The organism is Streptomyces sp. NPDC001832 (assembly GCF_040297265.1).
Classification (GTDB): domain Bacteria; phylum Actinomycetota; class Actinomycetes; order Streptomycetales; family Streptomycetaceae; genus Streptomyces.
Map to the genome: position 1 here is coordinate 1 of NZ_JBEOYU010000038.1, position 23,697 is coordinate 23,697.

The 23,697-nt window shown below is 69.0% G+C and carries 17 protein-coding genes and 1 pseudogene; 4 read left to right on the forward strand and 14 right to left on the reverse strand.

Features of this window, described 5'->3' with window-relative positions:
• The 3 genes and pseudogenes from ABT115_RS24265 to ABT115_RS24275 form a co-directional block, all read right to left on the reverse strand.
• Window positions 1-96: pseudogene (locus tag ABT115_RS24265) on the reverse strand (IS200/IS605 family transposase); the annotation flags it as partial.
• 72 nt (window positions 97-168) lie between these two features.
• Window positions 169-1,413, reverse strand: a complete 1,245-nt coding sequence (locus tag ABT115_RS24270) for a LolA family protein (protein ID WP_351793511.1) — start codon at window positions 1,411-1,413, stop codon at window positions 169-171.
• Window positions 1,414-1,631: 218 nt separating this feature from the next.
• Window positions 1,632-2,642, reverse strand: a complete 1,011-nt coding sequence (locus tag ABT115_RS24275; RefSeq protein WP_351793514.1) for a polyprenyl synthetase family protein — start codon at window positions 2,640-2,642, stop codon at window positions 1,632-1,634.
• 156 nt (window positions 2,643-2,798) lie between these two features.
• On the opposite strand from ABT115_RS24275, the gene ABT115_RS24280 reads away from it, so the two are divergent.
• The 4 genes from ABT115_RS24280 (at window position 2,799) to ABT115_RS24295 (ending at window position 8,457) form a co-directional block, all read left to right on the forward strand.
• Window positions 2,799-4,298, forward strand: coding sequence for a peptide MFS transporter (locus tag ABT115_RS24280; RefSeq protein WP_351793517.1), 1,500 nt, complete (start codon window positions 2,799-2,801; stop codon window positions 4,296-4,298).
• A 9-nt stretch (window positions 4,299-4,307) separates the two neighbouring features.
• Window positions 4,308-6,302: a CocE/NonD family hydrolase gene (locus ABT115_RS24285; protein ID WP_351793520.1), complete on the forward strand. Its 1,995-nt coding sequence runs from the start codon at window positions 4,308-4,310 to the stop codon at window positions 6,300-6,302.
• A gap of 172 nt (window positions 6,303-6,474) precedes the next feature.
• The gene (gene fahA / locus ABT115_RS24290; protein WP_351793523.1) at window positions 6,475-7,707 is read left to right on the forward strand and encodes a fumarylacetoacetase; all 1,233 of its coding nucleotides are present in this window, start codon (window positions 6,475-6,477) and stop codon (window positions 7,705-7,707) included.
• A gap of 141 nt (window positions 7,708-7,848) precedes the next feature.
• Window positions 7,849-8,457: a Uma2 family endonuclease gene (locus ABT115_RS24295; RefSeq protein ID WP_351793525.1), complete on the forward strand. Its 609-nt coding sequence runs from the start codon at window positions 7,849-7,851 to the stop codon at window positions 8,455-8,457.
• 27 nt (window positions 8,458-8,484) lie between these two features.
• Here the strand turns inward: ABT115_RS24295 and recQ are convergent, their stop codons facing one another.
• The 11 genes from recQ to nuoE form a co-directional block, all read right to left on the reverse strand.
• Window positions 8,485-10,500: a DNA helicase RecQ gene (gene recQ, locus ABT115_RS24300; protein ID WP_502969157.1), complete on the reverse strand. Its 2,016-nt coding sequence runs from the start codon at window positions 10,498-10,500 to the stop codon at window positions 8,485-8,487.
• A 133-nt stretch (window positions 10,501-10,633) separates the two neighbouring features.
• The gene (gene nuoN / locus ABT115_RS24305; RefSeq protein ID WP_351793528.1) at window positions 10,634-12,337 is read right to left on the reverse strand and encodes an NADH-quinone oxidoreductase subunit NuoN; all 1,704 of its coding nucleotides are present in this window, start codon (window positions 12,335-12,337) and stop codon (window positions 10,634-10,636) included.
• The gene (locus ABT115_RS24310; protein ID WP_351793531.1) at window positions 12,334-13,932 is read right to left on the reverse strand and encodes an NADH-quinone oxidoreductase subunit M; all 1,599 of its coding nucleotides are present in this window, start codon (window positions 13,930-13,932) and stop codon (window positions 12,334-12,336) included. Before ABT115_RS24310 ends, nuoN begins: the two co-directional genes overlap by 4 nt.
• A gap of 4 nt (window positions 13,933-13,936) precedes the next feature.
• Window positions 13,937-15,832 (reverse strand): NADH-quinone oxidoreductase subunit L, encoded by a 1,896-nt coding sequence (gene nuoL, locus ABT115_RS24315; RefSeq protein ID WP_351793533.1) that lies wholly within the window; start codon window positions 15,830-15,832, stop codon window positions 13,937-13,939.
• Between the two features lie 14 nt (window positions 15,833-15,846).
• A complete protein-coding gene (gene nuoK / locus ABT115_RS24320) occupies window positions 15,847-16,146 on the reverse strand; it encodes an NADH-quinone oxidoreductase subunit NuoK (RefSeq protein ID WP_351793536.1) in 300 nt (99 codons plus the stop codon).
• Window positions 16,143-16,970, reverse strand: a complete 828-nt coding sequence (locus ABT115_RS24325; RefSeq protein ID WP_351793538.1) for an NADH-quinone oxidoreductase subunit J — start codon at window positions 16,968-16,970, stop codon at window positions 16,143-16,145. Before ABT115_RS24325 ends, nuoK begins: the two co-directional genes overlap by 4 nt.
• The gene (gene nuoI, locus ABT115_RS24330) at window positions 16,967-17,593 is read right to left on the reverse strand and encodes an NADH-quinone oxidoreductase subunit NuoI (protein WP_351793540.1); all 627 of its coding nucleotides are present in this window, start codon (window positions 17,591-17,593) and stop codon (window positions 16,967-16,969) included. Before nuoI ends, ABT115_RS24325 begins: the two co-directional genes overlap by 4 nt.
• Window positions 17,586-18,989, reverse strand: a complete 1,404-nt coding sequence (nuoH, locus tag ABT115_RS24335; RefSeq protein ID WP_351793543.1) for an NADH-quinone oxidoreductase subunit NuoH — start codon at window positions 18,987-18,989, stop codon at window positions 17,586-17,588. The genes nuoI and nuoH overlap by 8 nt, the downstream gene beginning before the upstream one ends.
• Window positions 18,986-21,532, reverse strand: coding sequence for an NADH-quinone oxidoreductase subunit G (locus ABT115_RS24340; RefSeq protein ID WP_351793546.1), 2,547 nt, complete (start codon window positions 21,530-21,532; stop codon window positions 18,986-18,988). The genes nuoH and ABT115_RS24340 overlap by 4 nt, the downstream gene beginning before the upstream one ends.
• Window positions 21,529-22,899 (reverse strand): NADH-quinone oxidoreductase subunit NuoF, encoded by a 1,371-nt coding sequence (nuoF, locus tag ABT115_RS24345; RefSeq protein WP_351793550.1) that lies wholly within the window; start codon window positions 22,897-22,899, stop codon window positions 21,529-21,531. The genes ABT115_RS24340 and nuoF overlap by 4 nt, the downstream gene beginning before the upstream one ends.
• On the reverse strand, window positions 22,899-23,672 hold the full coding sequence (gene nuoE / locus ABT115_RS24350; protein WP_351793633.1) for an NADH-quinone oxidoreductase subunit NuoE: 774 nt from the start codon (window positions 23,670-23,672) through the stop codon (window positions 22,899-22,901). The genes nuoF and nuoE overlap by 1 nt, the downstream gene beginning before the upstream one ends.
• Window positions 23,673-23,697 lie beyond the last annotated feature (25 nt).

Sequence of the window (23,697 nt, forward strand, 5' to 3'; positions counted from 1 at the left end):
GAACGACGACGACCACAGGGTGGGCATACGGCTCTTGAGGTGCGGGAACTCCTCGCGCAGTACGCGGGAGGTGAAACCCTTGAACTGGTTCGCGAGCGGACCGCCCCGCCGTACGGAGAGTAACGGCGGGGCGGTCGGTCGGTGCCGGGAAGCGCGACGCGTCCGGCGTCAGGCGGCGTTGTCGGCCGCCTTGACCAGCGCGTTGGGTGTGACCGCGCCGATGTACACCTTGCCGTCGTCCGTCATCAGCGCGTTGACCAGGCGGGTCTTGAAGACCGTGCCCGAGCCGAACTTGCCGGAGACCTTGTCGCCCAGCGTGTCCAGGAACTGCTGCGCCTCGGCCGGTACGTCACCCGACTTCTTCGTGGGGAGTCCGGTGCCGCCCGGGGTGCTGATCTCGGCGATCGCGTTCCAGCCCTCGCCGATGACCTTCATGTCCCCGGCGCCCTGGCCCCCCGCGCTCAGTCCCTCGCCGCCCGGGAACATGCCCAGGCCCCCTGCTCCGTCGGCCTTCTGCTCTGTCTTCGCGTCGTCGGCCTCGGTCACCTCGGCGCCCTTGGGCGGGGTGAACGTGAACGAGGAGGCGGGCGGCTTCGCGAAGTCGACCTTGGTGAATCCGGCGTCGACGACGGCCTTGCCACCGCTGCTCGGAAGCAGCGTGAACTTCAGCGGCACACCGTTCTTCGCGTCGACCGCCACCGTGACGGAGCCGATCGTGGAGCCGCTCTGCCTGGGCTTGATCAGCAGCTTGTACGCGTCACGTCCGGCGACCTGCGCCGTGCCATCGACCGTCACCGATGTGGTGGGGCCCGCGGCCTTCAGGACCTGTTCGGCGAGCGCCTTGGGCGTGGACGGCACGCCCTCGGGGGCCGGGTGCCCGGGCTTCTTCCCGCTCCGGTCCTCGGCGGCGTGGTAGGCCTGGTTGGTCTTGCTGTCGTAGGCCCAGACCTGACCGCCGTTTCGGATCAGGCTGTACTCCGCCGCGTTTTCCAGGATCGACACCCGCTGCTTGTCGGGGCCGTCGGCGGCCACCCGCAGGGTGTGCGTGCCGGACGCCAGCTCCGTCATCTTCGTCTGCGGGTCGGCGGTCGAATCGCCCTTGCCGCTGTCGCTGCCGCCCGGGGCGAAGGAGCCGTCCAGACCGCCGAGCGACGGGATGCCGAAATCCGTGCTGATCTTCACCGTGCCGGAGAGCTGCTGGGTGTCCGACGCGGCGATCTTCTCGATGAGCTGCTGTGCGGTGATCTCCGGCAGATCGGGGTCACCGGTGCTCGCGAGCGCCGGGGCGAGCCCGATCGTCGCAGCCGCCACCCCCACCACCGCGACCGGGACGATGTAGCGCGCCGCCTTTCGACGGCCGACGGCGGTGCCCCTGGTGCCGCCGTCGGTCTCTACGCTGTCGTTCGGTGCCATGTGTGCCCTACCTCCGTGGTCGGCGGCTTCCGTCCGGATGCACTCGCCCACTCCGTGCCGCCATTCTCACCGATTCGTTCAGGAGTGGTTGGTCTCCATCCGACCAGAACAGCGGCGCGGAATCGTCACTCCCGGGGAGCAACTCCGCCTACCTCTTCGGTATGACGCCACACGCTCGGGTGTCCACCGTCCCGTAGGGGGCCGGCCACCGAACGGGCTCAGCCCGCCCGGTGCACCACCGCGTCGCACAGCTCCTCCAGTGCGGCCTTCGCGTAGCCGCCGGGCAGCGGCGCCAGCGTCGCGCGGGCCTCCTGCGCGTACCGGACGGTGTCCCGTCGGGCCTGCTCCAGCGCCGGGTGGGCGCGCAGCCTGCGCAGCGCCTCGGCGTGCCGGGCGTCGTCGCTCAGGTCGCCGGCCAGCAGCTCGACGAGCTCCAGGTCGTCCGGCTTTCCGTCGGCCGCCGCCTGGGCCCGCAGATGGAGCACAGGGAGCGTCGGGATGCCTTCGCGCAGGTCGGTGCCCGGAGTCTTGCCGGACTCGTGGGAGTCGGAGGCGATGTCGAGCACGTCGTCGGCGAGCTGGAAGGCCACGCCGAGCCGCTCCCCGTACTGGGTGAGGATGTCGACGGCCGACTCGTCCGCACCGGCCATCATCGCCCCGAACCGGCAGGCCACAGCGATCAGCGAGCCAGTCTTGCCGCGCATCACTTCGAGGTAGTGCTCGACCGGGTCGCGCCCGTCGCCCGGGCCCGCGGTCTCCAGGATCTGGCCGGTGACCAGCCGCTCGAACGCCTCCGCCTGGATGCGTACGGCCTGGGGACCGAGGTCGGCCAGTATGTGCGAGGCGCGGGCGAAGAGGAAGTCGCCGGTCAGGACGGCCACCGAGTTGCCCCAGCGGGTGTTGGCGCTGTCGACGCCACGGCGTACGTCCGCCTCGTCCATCACGTCGTCGTGGTAGAGCGTCGCGAGATGGGTCAGCTCGACGACGACCGCGGCGGGCACGACGCCCGGCGCATCGGGGTCGCCGAACTGGGCGGCCAGCATGGCCAGCAGCGGACGGAATCGCTTGCCCCCGGCGCGTACGAGATGCTGCGCGGCCTCCGTGATGAAGGACACGCCGCTCTTGGTGGCATCGAGCAGCCCCGACTCGACAGCAGCCAAACCGGCCTGGACATCGGCCTCAAGAGCGTGGTCCCGCACGCTCAGTCCGAACGGCCCGACGACGGTCACGAGGGGATCTCCTGTCTGCTGACGATCACACGGAGTGTCGATGTGTCGCTGTTATCACTCAACTCAGCGTATCCGGTCCCCTTTGGATCACCATGGGCGCCTTCCCGCCACCGCCGGTATGTTCGGGATCAGCTCATACGATCAGGAGTTCTCCCTTTGTCCCGCATAACCACCGACACCGAACCGACTCGGCTGCCGACCCGCGACGACCGTGCGTTTTTCGGCCAGCCACGAGGCCTGATGACCCTGTCCGGCCTGGAGGTCTGGGAACGGTTCTCGTTCCTCGGCATGCAGGCGATCCTGGTTCTCTACTTCGCCGACACCGTCGCCCGCGGCGGCATGGGCATGGACGCGGGCACCGCGGCGTCCGTCTCGGCCGCCTACGGCACCCTGGTCTACCTGGTCTCCGTGGCCGGCGGCTGGCTGGCCGACCGAATCCTCGGCTCGTACCGTGCCGTCCTGTACGGCGGAATTCTGATCGCGTGCGGGCATTACGCCATGGCGGTGCCCACGGACGCCATGACGTGGACCGGCCTCGGTCTGATCAGCGCCGGAACCGGTCTGCTGAAGCCCAATGTGGCGACCATGGTCGGCAAGCTCTACCGAACCGACGACGAGCGCCGTGACGCCGGATTCGCGCTCTACTACATGGGCATCAACATCGGGGCGTTCCTCGGCCCGCTGGTCACCGGCTGGCTCGGGGACCACGCGAGCTGGCACTGGGGCTTCTCGGCCGCCGCTCTCGGTATGACGCTCGGTCTGATTCAGTACGTACTGGGCCGGCGTCACCTGGCCGGCCGAACGCACGGCGCCGAATTCAAGCTGGAGCCGCAGCCGATGCGCCGCGCCGTTCGGCTGATCGTGGCCGGCGTTGTCGTGGTCGCCGCCGTCGCCACCGCGCTGGCACTGGCGGGGTGGCTGACCATGGACCGCTTCGTCAACCTGCTCACCCTCATCTCGGTGATCGCCCCGGTCGTGTACTTCGTGGTGATGTTCCGCAGCCCGCGCGTCACCGGCGAGGAACGCGGCAGACTGCGCCCGTACGTGGTGCTGTTCCTGGCCTCCGTCGTCTTCAACTTCATCCTCTTCCAGGCGTACTCGACGATGATGCTGCTCGCGTCGACCAACGCCCGTACCGAGATCTTCGGCTTCCACTTCCCGGCCGGCTGGTACGCCTCCGCGCTCGGCGCCTTCGAGGTCGCGCTCGCTCCCGTGGTCGCCGCCGTCTGGGCCCGGATGGGCGCCCGTCAGCCGCACGCCTCCAACAAGATCGCAATCGGGGTGATCCTCGGCGGACTGTCGTTCCTGCTGATGGTGCTGCCGACCTCCGGGCACTCCGACGACAGCTACAAGATGGCCGCCTGGTGGATCGTCGGCTCGTATCTGCTGCTCGGCCTCGGCGACATCCTGCTGGAGACCTCCGGCATGTCCGCGACCACCAAGCTCGCACCCAAGGCGTTCGCCGGCCAGACGATGGCGCTCTGGTTCCTCTCGCTGGCCCTCGCCAACGGCATCCAGGCCCAAGTCGTGAAGCTGTACGGCGAGGTCTCCAGCCCCGCCTACTTCGGCATCAACGGCGCAATCGCGGTGGTGGCCGGTGTGGCCGTCATCGCCGCCGCGCCCTGGCTCAAGCGCACCATGCACCCCGTCCACTGAGGTACCGCCATGCACATCCGCACCACGCATCCGTATGACACCACTCATGAGGACGTCTACATTCCGCTGCCGGACGGCACCCGGCTCTACGCCCGGATCTGGCGGCCGGTCACCGAAGAACCCGTCCCCGCGCTCCTCGAATATCTGCCGTACCGGCTGAGCGACTGGACGGCGCCGCGCGACTGGCAGCGCCACCCCTGGTACGCCGGTCACGGCTATGCCTCCGTCCGGGTGGACGTACGCGGACACGGCAACAGCGAAGGAATGCCGGGCGACGAGTACGACGCGACGGAGCTGGCCGACGGAGTCGCCGTCATCCACTGGCTGGCCGAGCAGGAGTGGTGCTCTGGCCGGGTAGGAATGTTCGGCATCTCCTGGGGCGGCTTCAACTCGCTCCAGATCGCGGCGCTGGCCCCCGAGCCGCTGAAGGCGGTCGTCACCGTCTGTTCGACCGACGACCGCTACGACAACGACGTCCACTACATGGGCGGCTCCGTCCTCGCCGTCGACATGCACGCCTGGGCGGCCACCATGCTGGCCTTCGTCTCCCGGCCGCCGGACCCGGCACAGGTCGGCGAGGGCTGGAAGGACATGTGGCTGGAGCGGCTGGAAACGGTCGAACCATTCATCCACACCTGGCTGGCGCACCAGACCCGCGACGACTACTGGAAGCACGGCAGCGTCTGCGAGGACTACTCCGCGATCACGGCGAACGTCCTCGCGGTCGGTGGCTGGCACGACCCGTACCGCGACACCGTCCTGCGGCTCGTCGAACACCTCGGCCCGGACAAGGTCCGCGGGCTGATCGGGCCCTGGTCGCACCAGTACCCCGACCGCGGTCTGCCGCCCGGTCCGGCGATCGGCTTCCTCCAGGAGACGCTGCGCTGGTGGGACCAGCACCTGAAGGACAAGAACACCGGCATCATGGCCGAGCCGCTGCTGCGGTCCTGGATCAGTGAGTCGCACCGGCCCGCCACGATGTACGAGACACTGCCCGGCCGCTGGGTGGGGGACACCAGCTGGCCCTCGGAGAACGTCGAGCCGGTCGCGTACGCCCTGCAGGGCGGGCCGCAGATCGTCGACTCGCCCCAGCAGACCGGTCTGGACGCCGGGCGTTTCTTCCCGTTCGGCAATGACGCCGACCTGCCGCCCGACCAGCGCGACGAGGACGCCAAGTCGGTCTGCTTCGAGTTCCCGGTCGAAGACGCCCCGGTCGAGATCCTCGGACGCCCCCGGGTGAAGCTGCGCATCCGGATGGACGTGCCGCGTGGCCAGGCCATCGCCCGGCTCTGCGACGTCGCACCGGACGGTTCCTCCACTCTGGTGACCCGCGGCGCGCTCAACCTCTCCGCCCGGCACGGCCGCGACCGCGCGGACGACTGGCCGGTGGGCGGGACCGAGGACGTGACCTTCGACCTGAACGGCATCGGGCACACCTTCCCGCCCGGCCACCGGATCAGGCTCGCAGTCTCCTCCTCGTACTGGCCGTGGATCTGGCCGCAGGCCGGGTCGGTCGGCTTCACCCTGGACGCCGACGGCAGCTTCGTCGAGCTGCCGGTGCGCCGGCACACCGAGGACCCCGCGATCCGGTTCGAGGAGCCGGAGCAGTCGGAACCGCTCGGCGTCGTCCACCCGGTGACGCTCGACGATCAGCGCCCCGAGCGCCTGGTGGTCCGCGATGTCGCCAAGGGCGAATGGCGCCTGGAGGTCGACCCGCGCTACGGCGGCACCCGTCTCTACCCGGACGGCCTGGAATTCACCGAGGACGCCGTGGAGACGTACACGATCCAGGAGGGCGACCCGCTTTCCGCACGCACCTGCTCCGAATGGGCGATCCGGCTGCACCGGCCGGAGATGGCGTGGGACGTACGGATCGAGACCCGGTCCGAAATCAGTGCGGTCGACACCGACTTCATCACGTCCGACGAGGTGGTGTGCAAGGACGGCGGCGAGGTCGTCTTCCACCGGACCTGGGAGAAGCGGATCCCGCGCACGGCCGGATGAACCACCGCTGTGCCCCCGCGCACGGCCGGACGAGACCCACCGCCGTGCCCCCTGCGCACCAGGGGGGCACGGCAGAACTTTCCGGGCATCAGGAGCAGTTGGGACACTCCCCCGGGTGGCGACACCGACGTAACGTGTCCCCCAAGCGACCTGGAAAGCGAGGCAGCAACACATGTCCGAGCAGAGCAGCCCGCTCGATCTGGCCGAGGGCGACCCCTTCGGTCCGCACAACCTTCCATACGGTGTGTTCTCCACCCCCGACCACCCCGAGGACCGCCGGATCGGCGTCCGCATCGGCAACCACGTACTGGACGCCGGAGCGGCGGCACACGCACTCGGCTCGCCCTACGAGCAGCTTCTCGCCCAGCCGGACCTGACCGCGCTGCTGGCCGCGGGCCGCACCGCCTGGCGGGACGTCCGGCGGGCCCTGACCGCATGGGTGACGGTCCCGGCACACCGCTCGGCCATCGAACCGCTGCTGCGTCCGATCGAATCCGTGACACTCCATCTGCCGTACAAGGTCGCGGACTACGTCGACTTCTACGCGAGCGAGCACCACGCCACCAACGTCGGAAAGATCTTCCGGCCGAACGGTGACGCACTGACGCCCAACTGGAAGCACCTCCCGATCGGCTACCACGGCAGGTCCGGCACCGTCGTCGTCTCCGGCACGGATGTGGTGCGCCCGTCCGGCCAGCGCAAGACGCCGGCCGACGCGGCCCCCGTCTTCGGCCCCTCCCTCAAGCTCGACATCGAGGCCGAGGTCGGCTTTGTCGTCGGAGTGGGCTCCGAGCGGGGCCGCCCGGTACCGCTCGGCGACTTCCGCGACCACGTCTTCGGGCTCTCGCTGCTCAACGACTGGTCGGCGCGGGACATCCAGGCCTGGGAGTACGTCCCGCTCGGCCCGTTTCTCGGCAAGTCCTTCGCCACATCCGTATCGGCGTGGGTGACGCCGCTCGAAGCCCTGGAGGCGGCCCGGATCGCATCCCCGGCCCGCGACTTCCCGCTGCTCCCCTATCTGGAGGACGCGGGCGACAAGGAGGAGTCCTGCGGCCTCGACCTGCGGATCTCCGTCGCGATCAACGGACAGCTGGTTGCCGAGCCGCCGTTCGCCACCATGTACTGGACGGCGGCCCAGATGCTGGCCCATATGACGGTGAACGGCGCGTCGCTGCGCACCGGCGATCTGTACGGCTCCGGCACGGTCAGCGGCGTCGAGCCCGGACAGCGCGGCTCACTCCTGGAACTGACCTGGAACGGCCGCGACCCGCTGGACCTCCCGGACGGAAAGCGCGCCTTCCTGGAGGACGGCGACACCGTGACGATGACGGCCTGGGCCCCGGGTCCGGACGGCACGCGGGTGGGGCTCGGCGAGGTGACGGGGCGGATCGTGCCGTCGGCGTGACACCTGCTGGCAGGCGGCCGCGCCCCTGACTGGGCGCGGCCGTCAATGGCACGCAATTGGTTCACCTGTTCGCGCGGTTCGGAACCGGTTCCCGGCGGATACGCTGGACAGATCCGCGAGACTCCGTGCATGGGAGCACTGATGAGCGTCGAACCCGAGGCCAACGAGCCGAGGTGGGCGGTTCCGCCCGTGGGCGGCTGGACCGCCGATGACCTGGACACACTCCCGAATCTGCCTCCGCACACGGAGTTGATCGACGGGAGCCTTGTTTTCGTGAGTCCGCAGACCCTGTTCCATTCACGAGCGGTCAGCTTCTTCGAGTGGCAGTTGCAATCGCTGCTGCCGCCCGACCTGGAGGTCGTGCGCGAGTTCACCATCGACATCGACCGCTACAACCGGCCCGAACCCGATGTGATCGTCGTGGACGGCGAGATCATCAAAGACCCGAACCAGACTCGTTTCCCCGCCGAGTCCGTACAGCTGGCCATCGAGGTCGTCTCCCCCGAGTCCCTGACCCGGGACCGGGAGACCAAGCCCGTGAAGTACGCACGGGCGAGGATCCCTCACTACTGGCGGGTGGAGAGCCACGACGGCAGGGCGGTGGTCTATGTCTTCGAACTGGAGCCGTCGACCGGGGCCTACACCTCCACCGGAATTTTCCACGACCGGATGAAGGTCTCCGTTCCCTTCCCGGTCGATCTGGATCTCACCGCCATCACGGCACGCCGCCGGGCAGCGGCCCCGGAGTAGACCGGCGAGCGCCGCCGGCTCCCGTGCTCACTCGTACTCGGGCGGCTCCTCGTCCCAGCCGAACTCTGGGTCCGGATCGGGGGCCGTCGCAGGTGCGGCCGGGCGCGGGGCGGGAGCCTGCGCCGCCGGGACCGGAGGCGCAGGGGCCACCGCAGGACCCGGCTCCGGGCCCGCCGCGGCATCCTGGAACGACGCGAGCACTTCCAGCACCCCCTCCCCGTACGTCGCCAGCTTCTTCTCGCCCAGGCCGCTGATGCCGGCCAGCGCGGACACCGAGTCCGGCCGCACCGTGGCGATCTCGCGCAGCGTCGCGTCGTGGAAGATGACGTACGCCGGAACGCCCTGCTCCTTCGCCTGGGCGCCACGCCAGGCCCGTAGCGCTTCGAAGACCGGGACGGCTTCGGGAGCCAGCTCTGCGGCGGCCGTCGAGGACTTCGCCTTGCGTTCGCTCCTCGTGGAACGCGACGCGGGCTTCGGCGCCTCCTTGCGCAGCAGCACCTCGCGCTGTCGGCCGAGCACCGAGCCGCTCTCCTCGGTCAGCACCAGCGTGCCGTACTCGCCCTCGACCGCGATCAGCCCCTGGGCGAGCAACTGCCTTACGACTCCGCGCCATTCGGCCTCGGCCAGCTCTTCGCCGATGCCGAAGACCGAGAGCTGGTCGTGGTCGAACTGGATGACCTTCGCCGTCTTGCGGCCGAGCAGGATGTCGATGATCTGGCCCGCGCCGAACTTCTGCCCGCGCTCCCGCTTCAGCCGTACGACGGTCGACAGCAGCTTCTGCGCGACCACCGTGCCGTCCCAGGTCAGGGGAGGGGTGAGGCAGGTGTCGCAGTTGCCGCAGGCCGCCGCTGTGGGCTCCTGGCCGAAGTACGTCAGGAGCTGGGCGCGGCGGCACTGGACCGTCTCGCACAGGGCCAGCATCGAGTCGAGGTGGGAGGCGGCGCGACGGCGGAACCCCTCGTCGCCCTCACCACCCTGGATGAGCTTGCGCTGCTGGACGACGTCCTGGAGTCCGTATGCCATCCAGGCCGTGGACGAGAGCCCGTCACGGCCGGCGCGGCCGGTCTCCTGGTAGTAGCCCTCGACCGATTTCGGCAGGTCCAGATGGGCGACGAAGCGTACGTCCGGCTTGTCGATGCCCATGCCGAAGGCGATGGTCGCGACGACGACCAGGCCCTCCTCGCGCAGGAAACGGGACTGGTGGGCGGCGCGTGTGCCCGCGTCCAGACCGGCGTGGTACGGCACGGCCTCGATGCCGTTGCGGCAGAGGTACTCGGCCGTCTTCTCGGTCGAGTTGCGCGACAGGCAGTAGACGATGCCCGCGTCCCCGGCGTGCTCCTCCTTGAGGAAGGAGAGCAGCTGCTTCTTCGGGTCGGCCTTCGGCACGATCCGGTACTGGATGTTGGGCCGGTCGAAACTGGCGACGAAGTGCTTCGCGTCGGGCATGCCCAGGCGCTGGGTGATCTCCTGGTGCGTGGCGTTCGTCGCAGTGGCCGTCAGGGCGATGCGCGGTACGTCCGGCCAGCGCTCGCCGAGGACGGAGAGGGCCAGATAGTCCGGGCGGAAGTCGTGACCCCACTGGGCCACGCAGTGCGCCTCGTCGATCGCGAAGACGGAGATCTCGCCACGGGAGAGCAGGCTGAGCGTGGTGTCCAGGCGGAGCCGCTCCGGAGCCAGATAGAGCACGTCGAGTTCTCCGGCGACGAACTGGGCCTCCATCGAACGGCGCTCGTCGAAATCCTGCGTGGAGTTGATGAAGCCGGCCCGCACACCGAGTGCCCGCAGCGCGTCCACCTGGTCCTGCATCAGGGCGATGAGGGGCGAGATGACGATGCCCGTACCAGCTCTGACCAGGGCCGGGATCTGGTAGCAGAGGGACTTTCCGCCACCGGTCGGCATGAGCACGACGGCGTCCCCGCCCGCCACCACATGGTCGACGATCGCTTCCTGCTCGCCGCGGAACGCCTCGTACCCGAACACCCGGTGCAGCGTCTTCCGCGCGTCGCTCTCGGTCACATCCATGGTCCCGCCCATCGCACCCATTGCTCTGTCCCCCGAAGTCGTCCCGTTCTGTCCTGCCGCCGTCCCCTGCCACGATAGGCGCCGCCTACGACAACGCCGGACGGGCTTGACTTCTCAAGCCCGTCCGGCGTTGTCCCAGCCGTGTGCGTGTGTGCTACCTCACGAACACTCCCGCCTGGCTCGCCAGGTCCAGGAAGTACTGCGGGGCCAGACCCAGCACCAGTGTGACCGCGACACCGACCGCGATCGTCGTCATCGTCAGCGGGGACGGGACGGCGACCGTCGGACCGCCCGCCTTCGGCTCACTGAAGAACATCAGCACGATGACCCGGATGTAGAAGAACGCGGCGATCGCCGACGAGATCACACCGACCACGACCAGGCCGCCCGCCCCACCGTCCGCCGCGGCCTTGAAGACGGCGAACTTTCCGGAGAACCCGGAGGTGAGCGGGATACCGGCGAAGGCCAGCAGGAACACCGCGAAGACCGCGGCGACCAGCGGCGAGCGCCGGCCGAGCCCGGCCCACTTCGACAGATGCGTCGCCTCACCGCCCGCGTCACGCACCAGGGTGACGACGGCAAACGCGCCGACCGTCACGAAGGAGTACGCGCCCAGGTAGAAGAGGACCGAGGAGATGCCGTCCGGGGTGGCCGCGATGACACCGGCGAGGATGAAGCCGGCGTGCGCGATCGAGGAGTAGGCGAGCAGCCGCTTGATGTCGGTCTGGGTGATGGCGACGATCGCACCGCCCAGCATCGTGACGATCGCGACGGCCCACATGACCGGGCGCCAGTCCCAGGCGAGGCCCGGCAGCACCACGTACAGCAGACGCAGCAGCGCACCGAACGCGGCGACCTTGGTGGCCGCGGCCATGAAGCCGGTGACCGGGGTCGGGGCGCCCTGGTAGACGTCCGGGGTCCACATGTGGAACGGGACGGCGCCGACCTTGAAGAGCAGACCGGTCAGGATCATCGCCCCGCCGATCAGAAGCAGCGCGTCATTGCCCATGGTGGCGGCGAGCGCCGGGTCGATCCGGGTGACGGATCCGTCGACCACGTCCGCGATGGCGGCGTACGAGATGGAGCCCGCGTACCCGTACAGCAAAGCGATCCCGAAGAGCAGGAACGCCGACGAGAAGGCGCCGAGCAGGAAGTACTTCACCGCGGCCTCCTGCGACATCAGGCGCTTGCGGCGGGCGACGGCGCACAGGAGGTAGAGCGGGAGGGAGAAGACCTCCAGGGCCACGAAGAGCGTCAGCAGGTCGTTGGCCGCCGGGAAGACCAGCATGCCGGCCACCGAGAAGAGGAGCAGCGGGAAGACCTCGGTGGTGGTGAACCCGGCCCTGACCGCGGCCTTCTCGCTGTCGCTGCCGGGTACCGAAGCGGCCTGTGCGGCGAACGAGTCCACGTTTCCCCAAGCGCTCAGCTTCGTTCGAGCAGGGGATGCCGCACCGCCGTGCGCGGCCGGGTCGAGCCGCCGCTCGGCGAAGGTGAAGACGGCGACCAGCGAGGTCAGCAGGATGGTGCCCTGCAGGAAGAGCGTCGGTCCGTCGATCGCGATGGCGCCCATCGCGGCGATGTGCGCCTTCGTTGTGCCGTAGCCCCCGGCCGCCAGGCCGATGACCGCGGCGAACGCGGCGGCGAAGGCGACCACCGTCAGGAAGACCTGCGTGTAGTACCGGGCCCGACGCGGCACGAAGGCCTCGACGAGTACGCCCACGACGGCGACACCGATCACAATGAGGACCGGGGCCAGCTGGGCGTACTCGATGACCGGTGCCTCGAACTTCACGCCCGGGGCGGCCGATGTCACTCCGCCCGCCATTGTCCACAAGCTGTGGACAGCTGTTGCGCTCACTTGGCGGCCTCCACCTCAGGCTGGGGGTCGTGCTTCTGGACGTCCGACATGGTGTGCTGCACCGCCGGGTTGACGATCTGTGTCAGCGGCTTCGGATAGACGCCCAGGAAGAGCAGCAGCGCGATCAGCGGGAGCACCACCGCCAGCTCCCGGACCTTGAGGTCCGCCATGCCCTGGACCTCGGCCTTGACCGGGCCCGTCATCGTCCGCTGGTAGAGGACGAGGACGTACAGCGCGGCGAGCACGATGCCGGTCGTGGCGACGATGCCCGCCACCGGATACGCAGTAAACGCGCCGACCAGGACCAGGAATTCACTGACGAACGGGGCCAGCCCGGGCAGCGACAGGGTGGCCAGAGAGCCGATCAGGAACGTGCCGGCCAGGACTGGCGCCACCTTCTGCACCCCGCCGTAGTCGGCGATGAGCCGCGAACCGCGCCGGGTGATCAGGAAGCCCGCCACCAGCATCAGCGCGGCGGTCGAGATCCCGTGGTTGACCATGTAGAGCGTGGCGCCCGACTGGCCCTGGCTGGTCATCGCGAAGATGCCCAGGATGATGAAGCCGAAGTGCGAGATCGACGCATAGGCGATCAGCCGCTTGATGTCGCGCTGGCCGACGGCCAGCAGCGCCCCGTACACGATGCTGATCAGCGCCAGGACGACGATCACCGGCGTCGCCCACTTGCTGGCCTCCGGGAAGAGCTGAAGGCAGAAGCGGAGCATCGCGAATGTGCCGACCTTGTCGACGACCGCGGTGATCAGGACGGCGACCGGGGAGGTCGCCTCGCCCATGGCGTTGGGCAGCCAGGTGTGCAGCGGCCACAGCGGGGCCTTCACCGCGAAGGCGAAGAAGAACCCGAGGAACAGCCAGCGTTCGGTGCTGGTCGCCATGGAGAACGAGCCGCTGGCCCGGGCATCGGCGATCTCGGAGAGCGAGAACGTCCCCGCGACCACGTACAGGCCGATCACGGCGGCCAGCATGATGAGGCCGCCGACCAGGTTGTAGAGGAGGAACTTGACGGCGGCGTACGAGCGTTGCGCCGCCGCGTTCTCGTCGCCGCCGCCCGCCGCGGCAGCGGCAGATCGAGAAGACGTCGCCCGGTCTCCGAAGCCGCCGATGAGGAAGTACATCGGGATGAGCATGGCTTCGAAGAGGACGTAGAAGAGGAAGACGTCGGTGGCCTCGAACGAGAGGATCACCATCGCTTCAGTCATCAGCACCAGAGCGAAGAAGCCCTGCGTCGGCCGCCAGCGGCGACTCTGATTCTCCAGAGGGTCGGCGTCATGCCAACCCGCCAGAATGATGAACGGGATCAGCAGCGCGGTGAGCGCCATGAGCGCCAGCCCGATGCCGTCCACGCCCAGTTCGTACCGGACGCCGAAGTCCTTGATCCAGGCGTGTGATTCGGTGAGCTGGTAGCGGGCGCCGCCGGGCTCGAAGCGGGCGAGCGCGATGCCCGCCAGTACCAGCGTGGCCAGCGAGAAGAGCAGCGCCAGCCATTTGGCGGCGGTGCGCCGGGCGGCTGGGACGGCGGCGGTGGCGACCGCACCGATCGCCGGCAGCACCGCCGTCGCTGTCAGGAGGGGAAAGGACATGTGATCAGACCGCCCTCATCAGCAGGGTCGCGGCGATGACGATCGCCGTACCGCCGAACATCGAGACCGCGTAGGAGCGGGCGTAGCCGTTCTGCAGCTTGCGCAGCCGGCCGGAGAGCCCGCCCATCGAGGCGGCCGTGCCGTTGACGACGCCGTCGACCAGGGTGTGGTCGACGTACACCAGGGAACGGGTGAGGTGCTCGCCGCCACGGACCAGGACCACATGGTTGAAGTCGTCCTGGAGGAGATCGCGGCGGGCGGCCCGTGTGAGCAGCGAGCCGCGCGGGGCGACGACCGGCACCGGCCGCCGTCCGTACATCGCCCAGGCGATGGCGACACCGATGACGAGCACCACCATGGTGGCCACCGTGATGGTCGTGGCGCTGACCGGGGCGTGTCCGTGGCTGTGTCCGGTGACCGGTTCCAGCCAGTTCAGGAAACGGTCGCCGAAGGAGAAGAGGAATCCGGCGAAGACCGACCCGAAGGCCAGGACAATCATGGGGATGGTCATCGACTTCGGGGACTCGTGCGGATGCGGCTCGTGCCCCTGTGCGTCGGGCTGCCAGCGCTTCTCCCCGAAGAACGTCAGCAGCATCACGCGCGTCATGTAGAACGCGGTGATCGCGGCGCCCAGCAGGGCCACTGAGCCGAGGATCCAGCCCTCGGTGCCGCCCTTGGCGAAGGCCGCCTCGATGATCTTGTCCTTGGAGAAGAAGCCGGACAGGCCGGGGAAGCCGATGATCGCCAGATAGCCGAGGCCGAAGGTGACGAAGGTGACCGGCATGTACTTCCTGAGGCCGCCGAACTTCCGCATGTCGACCTCGTCGTTCATGCCATGCATGACCGAACCGGCGCCGAGGAAGAGCCCGGCCTTGAAGAAGCCGTGCGTCACCAGGTGCATGATCGCGAAGACGTAGCCGATCGGGCCGAGCCCGGCGGCCAGGATCATGTAGCCGATCTGCGACATCGTCGACCCGGCAAGGGCCTTCTTGATGTCGTCCTTCGCGCAACCGACGATCGCACCGAAGAGCAGCGTGACCGCACCGACGGCCACGACGGCCAGCTGTGCGTCCGGCGCCGCGTTGAAGATCGCGCCGGACCTGACGATGAGGTAGACACCCGCGGTCACCATGGTCGCGGCGTGGATGAGGGCCGAGACCGGGGTCGGGCCCTCCATCGCGTCACCGAGCCAGGACTGCAGCGGCACCTGGGCCGACTTGCCGCAGGCCGCGAGCAGCAGCAGCAGGCCGATCGCTGTGAGCCTGCCCTCGGTCGTCTCCCCGGTCGCCCCCAGGACGGGACCGAAGGCGAAGGTGCCGAACGTGGTGAACATCAGCATGATCGCGATCGACAGACCCATGTCGCCGACCCGGTTGACCAGGAACGCCTTCTTGGCGGCCGTGGCCGCGCTGGGCTTGTGCTGCCAGAAACCGATCAGCAGGTACGACGCCAGGCCGACGCCCTCCCACCCGACGTACAGCAGCAGGTAGTTGTCGGCGATGACCAGGATCAGCATCGCCGCGAGGAACAGGTTCAGATAGCCGAAGAAGCGGCGTCGGCGCTCGTCGTGCGCCATGTAGCCGATCGAGTAGATGTGGATCAGCGTGCCCACACCGGTGATCAGCAGCACGAACGTCATCGACAACTGGTCGAGCTGGAAGGCCACATCGGCCCGGAAACCCTCGACCGGAATCCAGCTGAACAGCTTCTGGTGCAGCGCCCGGTTCTCCGCGCCCTTCCCCAGCATGTCGAGGAAGAGCACGACACCGATGACGAACGACACCGCGGCGAGCAGGGTGCCGACCCAGTGTCCGGCGCGGTCCAGCCGTCGGCCGCCGCACAGCAGGACCGCAGCTCCGAGCAGAGGCGCCGCGACGAGCAGCGCAATCAGGTTCTCCACGATTCAACGTCCCCTTACAGCTTCATCAGGCTGGCGTCGTCGACCGAGGCCGAGTGGCGGGAACGGAACACCGACACGATGATCGCGAGCCCGACCACGACCTCGGCGGCGGCGACAACCATCGTGAAGAACGCGATGATCTGGCCGTCGAGATTGCCGTGCATCCGGGAGAAGGTCACGAACGCGAGGTTGCAGGCGTTGAGCATCAGCTCCACGCACATGAACAACACGATCGCGTTCCGCCGGATCAGTACCCCGGCCGCACCGATGGTGAACAACAGGGCCGCGAGGCAGAGGTAGTTGACCGGATTCACTTGGCGGCCTCCTCATCTTCGTTGTCACGGCCGAGCCGCTCCTCGGAGCGCTGCTCCAGCGCCTTGAGCCGGCCCAGCGACTCCTTAGACACATCGCGGATCTGGCCGCGGCTGCGCAGCGTCTGCATGACGGTGAGCCCGGACGGTGTGCCGTCCGGGAGCAGCCCCGGGATGTCCACGGCGTTGTGCCGGGCGTAGACACCGGGGGCGGGCAGCGGCGGCACCTGCTTGCTGCGCACGCGCTGCTCGGACATCTCCCGCTGGGTCCTGGCCCGTTCGGTGCGCTCCCGGTGGGTGAGCACCATCGCGCCGACCGTCGCCGTGATCAGCAGGGCGCCGGTCATCTCGAAGGCGAAGACGTACTTGGTGAAGAGGAGGCTGGCCAGCCCCTCGACGTTCCCGCCGTGCTCGGCGTTGGCGGTGCCGAGCCCGTTGAAGCTGTTCAGCGAGGCATTGGTGATGCCCGCGATCAGCAGGATGCCGAAGCCGAGTCCGCAGGCTGCGGCCAGCCAGCGCTGGCCCTTGAGGGTCTCCTTCAGCGAGTCGGCCGCCGTGACACCGACGAGCATGACCACGAAGAGGAACAGCATCATGATCGCGCCGGTGTAGACGACGATCTGGACGACGCCCAGGAAGTAGGCACCGTTGGCGAGGTAGAACACCGCCAGGACGATCATGGTCCCGGCGAGGCTCAGCGCACTGTGCACGGCCTTTTTCATCAGTACGGTGGACAGCGCGCCGATCACGGCGACAGTGCCCAGCACCCAGAACTGGAGGGCCTCGCCGGTCGAGGTCTGGGAGGCCGCTGCGGCCAGGCCGGTCATGCGTCCACCTCCTGCGCCGAGCCGTTCCCGTGCCCGTTGTCCTGCTTGGACTCGCCCTTGGAGACAGCGGCCTGGCGCTCCGTACCGGGCGCGGCCTCGGTGACAAGACCCCGGTAGTAGTCCTGCTCGTCCATCCCGGGGTAGATCGCGTGCGGGGTGTCGACCATGCCCTCCTCCAGGCCCGCGAGCAGCTCGTCCTTGGTGTAGATGAGGCTCTCGCGGGTGGTGTTGGCGAGCTCGAACTCATTGGTCATCGTCAGCGCCCGGGTCGGGCATGCCTCGATGCACAGTCCGCAGAGAATGCAGCGCGCGTAGTTGATCTGGTAGACGCGGCCGTAGCGCTCACCCGGGGAGTAGCGCTCCTCGTCGGTGTTGTCCGCGCCCTCCACATAGATCGCGTCCGCCGGACAGGCCCAGGCGCACAGCTCACAGCCGATGCACTTCTCCAGACCGTCCGGGTGACGGTTGAGCTGATGCCGGCCGTGGAAGCGCGGCGCCGTCACCTTCTGCGTTTCCGGATACTGCTCGGTCAGCCGCTTCTTGAACATGGCCTTGAAGGTCACGCCGAAGCCGGCGACAGGGTTCTGGAACTTCTCGCCCGAGGGCTCTGATGACTCAGACACCGTCAGCCTCCTTTCCGTCACTCGAATTTCCGTCACTCTCAGTATCCGACCCGCCACTGACAATGAGCTGCCGCTCGCTCCGCGGCCTGCGGCGCGGCACCGGCGGCAGGGTCTGTCCTGGCAGCGGCGGCACCGGGAATCCGCCCGCCATCGGGTCGAACGCCGGTTTCGGTCCCGCGTCCGCCCCGGCGGCCCGGCCCTTCTTGTCGCGGAAGATGTCGGCGACGAAGGAGATCAGCAGGAGCGCGATCACGGCCCCGGCCACGTACAGCACGATCTTCGAGAAGTCGTACCCCTCGTTGCGCATCGCCCGCACCGTCGCGACCAGCATCAGCCACACCACGGAGACCGGGATCAGGACCTTCCAGCCGAGCTTCATCAGCTGGTCGTAGCGGACCCGGGGCAGCGTGCCGCGCAGCCAGATGAAGAAGAACAGCAGCAGCTGGACCTTGATGACGAACCAGAGCATCGGCCACCAGCCGTGGTTCGCGCCCTCCCAGAAGGTGCTGATCGGCCACGGGGCCCGCCAGCCGCCCAGGAACAGGGTCGTGGAGACCGCGGAGACGGTGACCATGTTGACGTACTCGGCGAGCATGAACATCGCGAACTTGATCGACGAGTACTCGGTGTTGAAGCCGCCGACCAGGTCGCCCTCGGACTCCGGCATGTCGAACGGGGCCCGGTTGGTCTCGCCGACCATCGTGACGATGTAGATGATGAAGGAGACCGGCAGCAGGATGATGAACCAGCGGTCCTGCTGCGCCTCCACGATCTTCGAGGTCGACATCGACCCGGAGTAGAGGAAGACCGAGGCGAACGCGGCGCCCATCGCGATCTCGTAACTGATCATCTGCGCGCACGAGCGCAGACCGCCGAGGAGCGGGTACGTAGATCCGGACGACCAGCCCGCCAACACGATGCCGTAGATCCCGACCGAGGCGACCGCGAGGATGTAGAGCATCGCGATCGGCAGGTCGGTGAGCTGCATCGCCGTACGGTGCCCGAAGATCGAGACCTCGTTGCCGGACGGGCCGAACGGGATGACCGCGATCGCCATGAACGCCGGTACGGCGGCGACGATCGGCGCGAGCACGTACACGACCTTGTCGGCGCGCTTGACGACGACGTCTTCCTTCAGCATCAGCTTGATGCCGTCGGCGAGCGACTGGAGCATGCCCCAGGGGCCGTGCCGGTTGGGGCCGATGCGCAGCTGCATCCAGGCGACGACTTTGCGCTCCCACACGATGGCGAAGAGCACGGTCACCATCAGGAACGCGAAGCAGAACACCGCCTTGACGACAATGAGCCACCATGGGTCGGTGCCGAACATCGACAGATCCTCGGCGGCGAGTACGACACTGTGCGGTGCCGCGGCCAGTTGAGCGAAGGCAGTCACGCCCCCACCTCCGGTGTGACGTCGGGAGTGCCCGGTGCGGCGGGCCCGATCCGGACCAGACCGCCGGGCCGGGCGCCGGTGTCGGCCAGGACGCCCCGCCCGGTGGAGTTCAGCGGCACCCAGACCACCCGGTCCGGCATGTCGGTGACCTTCAACGGGAATTCGACGCTCCCGGCCGGGCCGGTGACAGCCAGCAGATCGCCGTCCTTCACGCCCGTATCGGCCGCGGTGACGGCGGAGAGCCGGGCGACCGAGGCGTGCCGGGTGCCGGCCAGTGCGTCGTCGCCCTCCTGGAGCCGGCCCAGGTCGAGCAGCATCCGGTGGCCCGCGAGGACCGCCTCGCCGTCGCCGGGCCTGGGCAGCGGCCGCGTCGGCTCGTTCGGGTCGGTGGCGTGCGCACCGGTCCAGCCGCCGAGCCGGTCCAGCTCACGGCGTACGGACCTCAGATCCGGCAGCGCCAGACGGACGTCGAGCGCGTCGGCCAGCATGTGCAGCACCCGGGCATCGGTCGGCGCGAGCGCCCGTGTCATCTGCTCGGGCTTCAGCGCCGCCTCGAACATCCGCGTCCTGCCCTCCCAGTTGAGGAAGGTGCCGGACTTCTCGGCCACCGCGGCGACTGGGAAGACCACATCGGCCCGCTCGGTCACCTCGCTGGGCCGCAGCTCCAGCGAGACCAGGAAGCCGACCCGGTCCAGAGCCTCCAGAGCCCGTGCCGGGTTCGGCAGATCCACGGTCTCGACGCCGCCGACGACCAGCGCGCCCAGTTCGCCGGTGGCCGCGGCCTCCACGATCTGACCGGTGTCGCGGCCGAAGCGGGACGGGAGTTCGGCGACGCCCCAGACGGCCGCCACCTCGTCCCTGGCCCTCGGGTCGGTCGCCGGACGGCCGCCGGGCAGCAGCGACCCAAGCGCACCCGCCTCCACCGCACCGCGTTCGCCGGCCCGGCGCGGAATCCACGCCAGCGTGGCCCCGGTCGCGGTGGCTGTCCGTACCGCGGCGGTCAGCCCGCCCGGCACTCCGGCCAGCCGCTCGCCCACCACGATCACGGCGCCCTCGCCGCGCAACGCCTCGGCCGCCGCGGCTCCGTCGCCGTCGAGTCCGACGCCGCCCGCGATCGCGTCCAGCCACTCGGTCTCGGTGCCGGGGGCGGCGGGAAGCAGCGTGCCGCCCGCCTTCGTGAGGCCGCGCGTGGCGTGCGAGGCGACGGCGAAGGTGCGCTGTCCGTGTTTGCGGTTCGCCTTGCGCAGCCGCAGGAAGACGCCGGGCGCCTCCTCCTCCGACTCGAACCCGACCAGCAGCACCGTCGGGGCCTTCTCCAGCGAGGTGTACGTGACACCAGTGCCTTCCCCGAGTGCTCGGCTTCGCTCGAACAGGGAGGTGCCCCCTTGGTCACGTCCGCGCCCGGCCACGCGGGCAGCCAGGAAGTCGGCCTCCTCGCCGCTGTGCACCCGGGCCCGGAAGTCGACGTCGTTCGTATCCAGCGCGACCCTGGCGAACTTGCCGTACGCGTAGGCGTCCTCGAGGGTCAGCCGGCCGCCCGTGAGGACACCCGTCCTGCCGCGCGCGGCCGAGAGACCGGCAGCCGCGGCGGCCAGTGCCTCGGGCCAGCTCGCCGGTTCCAGGACGCCGTCCGCGTTGCGCACCAGCGGCGTGGTGAGCCGGTCCCGCTGCTGCGCATAGCGGAAACCGAAGCGGCCCTTGTCGCAGAGCCATTCCTCGTTGACCTCGGGATCGTTGGCGGCGAGCCGCCGCATGACCTTGCCGCGCCGGTGGTCGGTACGGGTCGCGCAGCCGCCGGCGCAGTGCTCGCACACCGACGGCGACGACACCAGGTCGAAGGGCCGGGAGCGGAACCGGTACGCCGCCGAGGTCAGCGCCCCGACCGGGCAGATCTGGATGGTGTTCCCGGAGAAGTACGACTCGAACGGGTCGCCCTCGCCCGTACCGACCTGCTGGAGAGCGCCGCGCTCCAGCAGTTCGATCATCGGGTCGCCCGCCACCTGGTTGGAGAATCGGGTGCAGCGCGCGCAGAGCACACACCGCTCGCGGTCCAGCAGCACCTGGGTGGAGATCGGGACGGGCTTCTCGAACGTGCGCTTCTTGCCGTCGAAACGGGAGTCGGCGCCGCCGTGCGACATTGCCTGGTTCTGCAGCGGGCATTCACCACCCTTGTCGCAGACCGGGCAGTCCAGCGGGTGGTTGATGAGCAGCAGCTCCATCACACCCTTCTGCGCCTTCTCGGCGACGGGCGAGGTGAGCTGCGACCTCACCACCATGCCGTCGGTGCAGGTGATGGTGCAGGACGCCATCGGCTTGCGCTGGCCCTCGACCTCGACGATGCACTGGCGGCAGGCGCCGACCGGGTCGAGGAGCGGGTGGTCGCAGAAGCGCGGGATCTCGATGCCGAGGAGTTCGGCGGCCCGGATGACCAGGGTGCCCTTGGGCACGCTGATCTCGATGCCGTCGATCGTCAGCGTGACAAGGTCCTCGGGCGGAAGGGCCGCCTCGCCGCCCCCCAAGGGCGCACTCGTGGTGACTGTCATGCGTTCACCCCCTGGTGAGCGTTCTTGTCGTCGGCCCAGGCGGTCGACCTGGCGGGATCGAAGGGGCAGCCGTTGCCCGTGATGTGCCGCTCGTACTCCTCGCGGAAGTACTTCAGCGAGGAGAAGATCGGCGAGGCGGCGCCGTCGCCGAGGGCGCAGAAGGACTTGCCGTTGATGTTGTCGGCGATGTCGTTGAGCTTGTCGAGGTCGGCCATCTCGCCCTTACCGGCCTCGATGCCGCGGAGCAACTGGACCAGCCAGTAGGTGCCTTCACGGCACGGCGTGCACTTGCCGCAGGACTCATGGGCGTAGAACTCGGTCCAGCGGGTGACCGCCCGCACGACACAGGTCGTCTCGTCGAAGCACTGGAGCGCCTTGGTGCCGAGCATGGAACCGGCGGCGCCGACGCCCTCGTAGTCGAGCGGCACATCGAGGTGCTCGTCGGTGAACATCGGGGTCGAGGAGCCGCCCGGGGTCCAGAACTTCAGCCGGTGCCCTGCGCGCATGCCGCCGCTCATGTCGAGCAGCTGGCGCAGCGTGATGCCGAGCGGGGCCTCGTACTGGCCGGGGCTCGCGACATGCCCGCTGAGCGAATACAGCGTGAAGCCCGGGGACTTCTCGCTGCCCATCGACTTGAACCAGTCCTTGCCCCGGTTCAGGATCGCGGGAACCGAGGCGATGGACTCGACGTTGTTCACCACAGTGGGGCAGGCGTACAGACCGGCGACCGCGGGGAAGGGAGGTCGCAGCCGTGGCTGGCCGCGTCGCCCTTCGAGCGAGTCGAGCAGTGCGGTCTCCTCACCACAGATGTACGCGCCCGCTCCGGCGTGCACGGTGACTTCCAGGTCGAGCCCCGAGCCCAGGATGTCCGTCCCGAGGAAGCCCGCCTCGTACGCCTCGCGCACGGCCTCATGCAATCGCCGCAGTACGGGGACGACTTCACCACGCAGATAGATGAACGCATGCGAGGAACGGATCGCGTAGCAGGCGATCACGATGCCCTCGATGAGGGAGTGCGGGTTGGCGAAGAGGAGCGGGATGTCCTTGCAGGTCCCGGGCTCCGACTCGTCGGCGTTGACCACCAGATAGTGCGGTTTGCCGTCGCCCTGCGGGATGAACTGCCACTTCATCCCGGTGGGGAAGCCCGCGCCGCCGCGGCCGCGCAGACCGGAGTCCTTGACGTATGCGATGAGCTCGTCCGGCGACATTGCGAGGGCCTTGCGCAGCCCCTCATATCCCTCGTGACTCCGGTAGGTCTCCAGAGTCCAGGATTCCGGCTCGTCCCAGAAGGCGGACAGGACGGGGACGAGCAGCTTCTCGGGGCTGTCACCGTTCCCGTTCTCGTTGATCTCGGTCGCCAACGTCATCACTCACCCTCCTCAGCGGCGGGGCCGGCCGGGTGGTCCGGGTCGGAGGCCGAGGTCTGCGGCTGGTCGCCGCGGGCCGGCTCGCCACGCGGGGCGACGACCCGCGGGTGCGGTTCCTCGCCCTTGGCGAGCCGGAGGCCGATCAGTGAGGCGGGGCCCGCGCCGCCGGACGCCTCGACGGCGCCGGGGCGCTCGTCGGGGAAGCCGGCCAGGATCCGGGACGTCTCCTTGTACGAGCACAGGGGCGCGCCGCGGGTGGGTTCGACGGTGCGCCCGGCGATCAGGTCGTCGACCAGGCGGGTCGCGCTCTCGGGCGTCTGGTTGTCGAAGAATTCCCAGTTGACCATCACCACGGGAGCGAAGTCGCAGGCCGCGTTGCACTCGATGTGTTCGAGGGTGACCTTGCCGTCCTCGGTGGTCTCGTCGTTGCCGACGCCGAGGTGCTCCTTGAGCCGGTCGAAGATGGCGTCGCCGCCCATCACCGCGCACAGGGTGTTCGTACAGACGCCGACCTGGTAGTCGCCGCTGGGCTTGCGCCGGTACATCGTGTAAAAGGTGGCGACCGCGGTGACCTCGGCGGTGGTGAGACCGAGCAGCTCGGCGCAGAACGCCATGCCCGTACGGGAGACGTACCCCTCCTCCGACTGCACCAGGTGCAGCAGCGGAAGCAGCGCGGAGCGGCTGCCGGGGTAGCGTGCGATCACCTCCTTCGCGTCCGCTTCGAGCCTGGCTCGCACCTCGGCCGGATAGGCGGGTGCGGGGAGCTGCGGCATCCCCAGACTGACTTCCTGACGTGTT

Coding starts and splice junctions, on each gene's coding strand:
- ABT115_RS24270 (WP_351793511.1), bottom strand. CDS start 1,413: ATGGCACCGAACGACAGCGTAGAGACCGACGGCGGCACCAGGGGCACC.
- ABT115_RS24285 (WP_351793520.1), top strand. CDS start 4,308: ATGCACATCCGCACCACGCATCCGTATGACACCACTCATGAGGACGTC.
- fahA (WP_351793523.1), top strand. CDS start 6,475: ATGTCCGAGCAGAGCAGCCCGCTCGATCTGGCCGAGGGCGACCCCTTC.
- ABT115_RS24295 (WP_351793525.1), top strand. CDS start 7,849: ATGAGCGTCGAACCCGAGGCCAACGAGCCGAGGTGGGCGGTTCCGCCC.
- recQ (WP_502969157.1), bottom strand. CDS start 10,500: ATGGGTGCGATGGGCGGGACCATGGATGTGACCGAGAGCGACGCGCGG.
- ABT115_RS24310 (WP_351793531.1), bottom strand. CDS start 13,932: ATGTCCTTTCCCCTCCTGACAGCGACGGCGGTGCTGCCGGCGATCGGT.
- ABT115_RS24325 (WP_351793538.1), bottom strand. CDS start 16,970: ATGACCGGCCTGGCCGCAGCGGCCTCCCAGACCTCGACCGGCGAGGCC.
- ABT115_RS24340 (WP_351793546.1), bottom strand. CDS start 21,532: ATGACAGTCACCACGAGTGCGCCCTTGGGGGGCGGCGAGGCGGCCCTT.
- nuoF (WP_351793550.1), bottom strand. CDS start 22,899: ATGACGTTGGCGACCGAGATCAACGAGAACGGGAACGGTGACAGCCCC.
- nuoE (WP_351793633.1), bottom strand. CDS start 23,672: ATGCCGCAGCTCCCCGCACCCGCCTATCCGGCCGAGGTGCGAGCCAGG.